Source organism: Streptococcus sp. sy004 (assembly GCF_007859205.1).
Classification (GTDB): domain Bacteria; phylum Bacillota; class Bacilli; order Lactobacillales; family Streptococcaceae; genus Streptococcus.
In genome coordinates this window covers 1-5,395 of sequence record NZ_VOHP01000009.1, presented here as the reverse complement: position 1 = coordinate 5,395, position 5,395 = coordinate 1, and the positions used below count along the sequence as shown (strand labels likewise).

Below are 5,395 nucleotides of genomic sequence, written 5' to 3'. Positions count from 1 at the left end.
ATTTTATTAAACATAAAGTGATTCTTTCTTTTGATTTCTACAATGATTATAGCACACCTCTCAAACGTTGTCAATAGATAAATTCTGTTATTTAGTTGTTTCGTTTGACAAAAATAAAAAAACAATATACAATATCAACATAACGAAATACAAAAGGAGTCCGTTTTATGAAAAGTCATCGTACATTAAACCAATTTATAGATGAACAAATCACAAAATTCGAAATCCCAGATACAGAACAAAATCAAAAAAGATTGCGTGCCAAATTCATGCGAGTACTAAAAGAGCTAAATTTTTGGGATAATGCTGAAACTCGAATAGTCGGAAAATCAAAAACTAAAGTGTTCACCCAAGACCAACTACTACAACTATATTTGAAAGTTGAAAATTACCTTATCAAACACAGCACTATAGACGAAGACGATTTGGCTAAATACATATCAGAAGCAACGGCAGCGATCCAAAACTATCATGATACATTAGATAAAACACCAGACGAACTTCTAAAAAAAGAAGAAGAACAAAAATACGAGCCACCAAAAATATCTACAAAAACTTTAAACCATTATATGCTGAAAGCTCTATTTGAAGTCTTCTACGAACCTTTCGACATAACTCAATGGAATAAAGATTTAGCTGAATATCATTTTACAGACATTGAAGACATAGACACTGTTAACTATTATCTAGTTCAAAAACGATTAAATGACCCTATTAGTGCATATACAAAACTCAGAAAAGAACAATAAAAAAGACCTTAATGGTCTTTTTTATTTATCGAAAAAACATCCGGTAGGTTGGCCCTCCTACATCTCTTTCATACCAAATTGGTGCGGCCGGCTGCCTCTTCCGCCCTCGGTGTTTTCTATTTATTATATTATATCACATTTTTTTAGTTCTTCCAGCTTTAATATAATTTTTTAACTTCGTATCTCTTATCACATACATAGTTCTAACGTCCAATTTTTCCCCTAAACGAACAGCCACTAAAACATTACCATCAATTCTCTTAATGTACTCCAAAGAACGACCATTAGGATGACGACCAACATAATCTGGATTTTTGATTATCTCATCAATATTTTCAAAAGCAACATCAAAATCAGAAAACTCATCACGATGCTTTTCCATATGTTTTTTACGCTTAGGAGATAACAAAATAACTGTACCTTCCTCATAATCTAACTTAAAAGCCTCAATAACCTTTTTGGTCAATTTTCCTACTTTTTTCATAACCCTATTCTAACACACTTACTTATACCAACAATCATTTTTTAATCAATACCCAATCCTATTTCATAAGCTTTTCTTATATTTTTCAAGTCATTTAAGTTATGTGAATGCAAATCTGGGACATGAAACAACATTGGCTGAATTGTTTTACCATCCGACACATAGAAACCCTTAAAACGCTCTATATTACCTTTAGTTGCTACTTCTCCATCAAATGCCATACGCTGAATGTCCCCATTCGCTGACCCTAATAAAATCTTAGTAGCAAACTGCGACCTAATATCACTTGATAATGTTGTATCAGTTTTAGGCGACTGTGTTCCAAATATTGCAAAGCATGAAACTGACCGACCTTTTTGGACTATTTGAGTAACCAATGCTAAAAATTCTTTTTTTTGCTTATTATCCATTGAAGCAACTAACGAACCAATCTCATCAGCCATTATAACAATAGGCGATAGTCCCAAATCATAAGCACGTAATCCCATTTTCTGATGAATTTTAACACCATCAGCCACTATCTTTTGACGTTCACTGATTTCATCACAAACATGTGCCAACATTCGTAAAACATCATTAACTTCCACTGCAATACGATCAGCCGGATAAAATTCAGACATAGCACTAAATTCATTCTTAGGATCAATTATATACACTTTAGATTTCGACCACATCAACGCTTGAACAAGCAAAGATATTAAAGTAGTTGACTTGCCCTGGCCTGATTTCCCCCAACAGATCAGATGGGGGAAATCAGCTAAATTTACTGTCAACCCTTCTTGTAAAGTCAATACGTGACTAGGTTGTTTCATCTGATCCAACGTCGCTAGTCGCCAAGTTTTATCAGTTGCCACATCTTCAAGAACAAATTTATAGATTAATCCATTCGTAGTTATCATTGCAGACGTGACCGCATAATCGCCAAGTTTACCTCGAAAACTAGAATTAATATCTTCTGTCAAATTATCGATGTCGTACATTCCAGCCAATTTCTCAACTTCTACGGCTATGTGTGAGGGTCTTCGATCGAAGACCCTCACCTCTGGAACTGAAATATATGGAGTATCTTGAAAACGATTGACCGACATTGTCGCAAGTAAACTCTTTGTAACTACTTTTTCTGCACTTGTTTGCGTGATATATCTGCCAATTGTCTCAGCCTTGATCACTGACTTTGTCAGTAAATACACTCGCCAAATCATCAAAATAACGACCAGCGACCATAAACTAAATTGAACAATTCCAAGAATTTGAGATATTACAACAAATCCAATCAATAAAGACAAAATTGCCAATCCTAAAACTAAACCAAACCATACCCAAAACTGAGCATATAAGGGTATTTTATAGACATTTCTATTATTCTTCTTGTACGTTTTCGCCACTTTGACCCTCCAAGAGAGCAGATAGCCTATTAACTGTATCAGAATCAACCTGTAAAACTTCAGCTACATCTTCTTCAGTTACTTCAGCCAATCCTAAATATTTTGCAATTTCGTCTAAAACCTCTTCCTGGAAGTTATTATCTAAAAACGTACCTTTTGGGGTCTTAAACTCTTTCAAAACTTGCAATTCATGAGCGTTAGTTTTTGGATTTGTCACTACATATTTACTAATTTTAACCAGATCATGCTCAATATTTATAATCAACGAAAAACGACGACGTGGCTGATAAAGAATATTAGCCGTTTTTCCAGACTTATCTGTTTTAAGTTCGCTAAATGAAAGACTGGTTGTCCAGCTATCGATAGAGGTTGATTTTGTAATAATAGCAACTTCTGCAAACCAGGCTTTGTCATTAAAACGACTACTATATTTTGCTACACGTTCCTTTTCAAAAAGATTCAAAAACTCAGTATATCCGAACGTCTTCGGATTCAAATCATCAAAAACAGTTACAACTTGTTGCTCATATCCATTCAAGAAATCATATCTCGCTCCTGATGTATCGTTGGGTGCATTATGCACCCAACCTTCTGAAATTCCTTTCGCTCTATTAACTCGACGTGCTATCTTATTTGCAAACTTTGTCTTACCAATCCCAGAAGGTCCTTCCAAATAAATTAAGCTAAATGTACGACCCTTTTCAAGCCATTCCAGATATTTATCTTGATAGTATTCAGCAACTGCTTCTTTGAAATAACGCTTATTCTTCATCCAAGTCATGGTAGCTGTAGTAGAGTCAAAACGTTGCTTTAATTCCTCTTTAACATCTGTCAAAAACATAGTACCCTCTGCTAATTCATCAATGATACTAGCCACATCATCGTCAGTATTAGCTTTCAAACTTCCAGCTTTCCCAGCAATTTTAATTCGATACCATTCCTCAAGATTTTCTCCTTCTCGACGTGTCAGTGTTCCTTCTTCATCGATTGCTATTACCTTCAATTCTTGAACATTATACCTAGTCTTTTTTGCTTTGATAGATTCTGGGGTTGTATGCGTTAAATACAGTAATGCAGATGATTCCGAACGTCCTTTTTCGAAATTTCGAGGCTCGCACTTAAATTTTTCACGTGTTGGCTCATAGTCCACTGGATTCGCAAAACGAGCTACAAAATGAACATGCAGAGCCTTCTTTTCTCCATCCGTGTCAATATCACGATCATGAAAAATATATGTCAATTCATCAACTTGAACACTTTCTAATTCCTGGCTAACTTTTTCTCGCCAATCTTTTTCAGTAATATCATCTATTCTCTTCCCCTCTTGATTATGGGTTTCAAATTTATAATTTCTCATTCCAAAATAGAGCCTTGCTCTTTTTCTTTTTGTCTTCATTTATTTTCACTTTCTATGGCACAGTAACTTAAAGTGTGCCAAGGCACAATACGTGCGTTCTGACGGAGTCAAACGCACGCGTAGTAAGGTTTTATGGTGATTTTATAATTCCTTATTTTTTTGGCACAGGCACAGTTAAAAACACAAAAGGGTTCTTAAAAAAAATGCTCAAAGAGCATTCCTTTCAGTCCTTAAAATTTAGAAATCATCCCATTTTTTTCAATGAAAATCATATTTGCAGACGAAATTTTATATCCTAATCCTGAAACCTTATAAACTGTCATCAGTTCCAGGTTATAAGACTTAGGGAGAACCACCTTCACGATGATAGATTCGCCTACTGCGCTGAAAGTATGCGTATACCCATCTAAATTTTGACTACGTTTGTCACGTCCGCTTTCATCCTTCATTTTAGATCCATTTGAATCAAACATCTTAGGATAGTGTGCTTTGTTCTGCACTCCAAGATAAACAGCAACCACATCATTAAATGCTGTCATGTTAGAAGGATTAGCATTTGCTGCACTAAGTTGAGCTTGCAATCTTGTAAGCTGATTGTTATCTGACATATAAAAAACGTCCTCTCTAAAATTGATTATATCGCACTTACTGCAACCAACAACCAACTTTAGAAAAGACACTCTAATATATTCCCTTTGACACCATGATTATTTATGGTATAATTAGGTTGCGTATATGAGAGGTCTTACTTACGTTGCTTGCAGGCTGTTTGTAAGACACTTTTTTTAGCCATTTTTTTCAGTTGCGTAAGCTGAATCATGGCTTTTTTTATTATACACCTTTTAAAGGATAGTGTAAACCCTATATAATCCCTCTGGGTTTCCACCCAGACCCGACCAGCTGAAGGCAGCTGGACCCCACCTCTGGAAGAAATGATTTTCGATATTCTCCGTTCGGCTTTTCAATCTAACATGATCGCAAGCTAGCAAGGGTCAAGATAAACGGACTACGTCCGCCCTTGCTTATCGCTTTTTGCGGTCATGTTTTTCGATTGGAGCCGACGGAAGAAAAATCTCAAATCAATACCAACCTTTAAAATCATCATTCTTAATTTCATCAAGCCAACCTGAAATTTCATCAAAATAATATCTCATGCTTTTAACATCATTCGAATTTTTAATAATATCAAGATTATGTCTGATTTTATCAATAAGATGTGCTAATTCATAATCTGTCATCTTACGTTTAGATCTTTCAGCATTATTTTTATTTTTATTGAAAATTTTATTAAACATTTTATTAAACATAAAGTGATTCTTTCTTTTGATTTCTACAATGATTATAGCACACCTCTCAAACGTTGTCAATAGATAAATTCTGTTATTTAGTTGTTTCGTTTGACAAAAATAAAAAAACAATA

At 34.7% G+C, this 5,395-nt stretch carries 6 protein-coding genes; 1 reads left to right on the top strand and 5 read right to left on the bottom strand.

What is annotated here, in order from left to right:
- Positions 1–167 precede the first annotated feature (167 nt).
- Entirely contained in the window at positions 168–749 is a 582-nt protein-coding gene (locus FRX54_RS06240; protein ID WP_146462153.1) for a hypothetical protein, read from the top strand.
- A 133-nt stretch (positions 750–882) separates the two neighbouring features.
- Here the strand turns inward: FRX54_RS06240 and FRX54_RS06235 are convergent, their stop codons facing one another.
- The 5 genes from FRX54_RS06235 to FRX54_RS06215 form a co-directional block, all read right to left on the bottom strand.
- Complete coding sequence (locus FRX54_RS06235; protein WP_146462151.1) at positions 883–1,233, bottom strand: PBECR2 nuclease fold domain-containing protein; 351 nt, start codon at positions 1,231–1,233, stop codon at positions 883–885.
- Positions 1,234–1,274: 41 nt separating this feature from the next.
- Positions 1,275–2,618 (bottom strand): FtsK/SpoIIIE domain-containing protein, encoded by a 1,344-nt coding sequence (locus FRX54_RS06430; RefSeq protein WP_261379758.1) that lies wholly within the window; start codon positions 2,616–2,618, stop codon positions 1,275–1,277.
- Entirely contained in the window at positions 2,593–4,014 is a 1,422-nt protein-coding gene (locus FRX54_RS06225) for a Rep family protein (RefSeq protein WP_146462149.1), read from the bottom strand. Before FRX54_RS06225 ends, FRX54_RS06430 begins: the two co-directional genes overlap by 26 nt.
- 191 nt (positions 4,015–4,205) lie before the next feature.
- Positions 4,206–4,583: a hypothetical protein gene (locus FRX54_RS06220; RefSeq protein WP_146462147.1), complete on the bottom strand. Its 378-nt coding sequence runs from the start codon at positions 4,581–4,583 to the stop codon at positions 4,206–4,208.
- 471 nt (positions 4,584–5,054) lie between these two features.
- The coding region (locus FRX54_RS06215; protein ID WP_222430374.1) for a hypothetical protein at positions 5,055–5,395 on the bottom strand (341 nt) is incomplete at its 5' end.

What these genes read in the sequence shown, in the direction of transcription:
- FRX54_RS06235 (WP_146462151.1), bottom strand. Translation starts at nt 1,233, where the DNA reads ATGAAAAAAGTAGGAAAATTGACCAAAAAGGTTATTGAGGCTTTTAAG.
- FRX54_RS06240 (WP_146462153.1), top strand. Translation starts at nt 168, where the DNA reads ATGAAAAGTCATCGTACATTAAACCAATTTATAGATGAACAAATCACA.
- FRX54_RS06220 (WP_146462147.1), bottom strand. Translation starts at nt 4,583, where the DNA reads ATGTCAGATAACAATCAGCTTACAAGATTGCAAGCTCAACTTAGTGCA.
- FRX54_RS06225 (WP_146462149.1), bottom strand. Translation starts at nt 4,014, where the DNA reads ATGAAGACAAAAAGAAAAAGAGCAAGGCTCTATTTTGGAATGAGAAAT.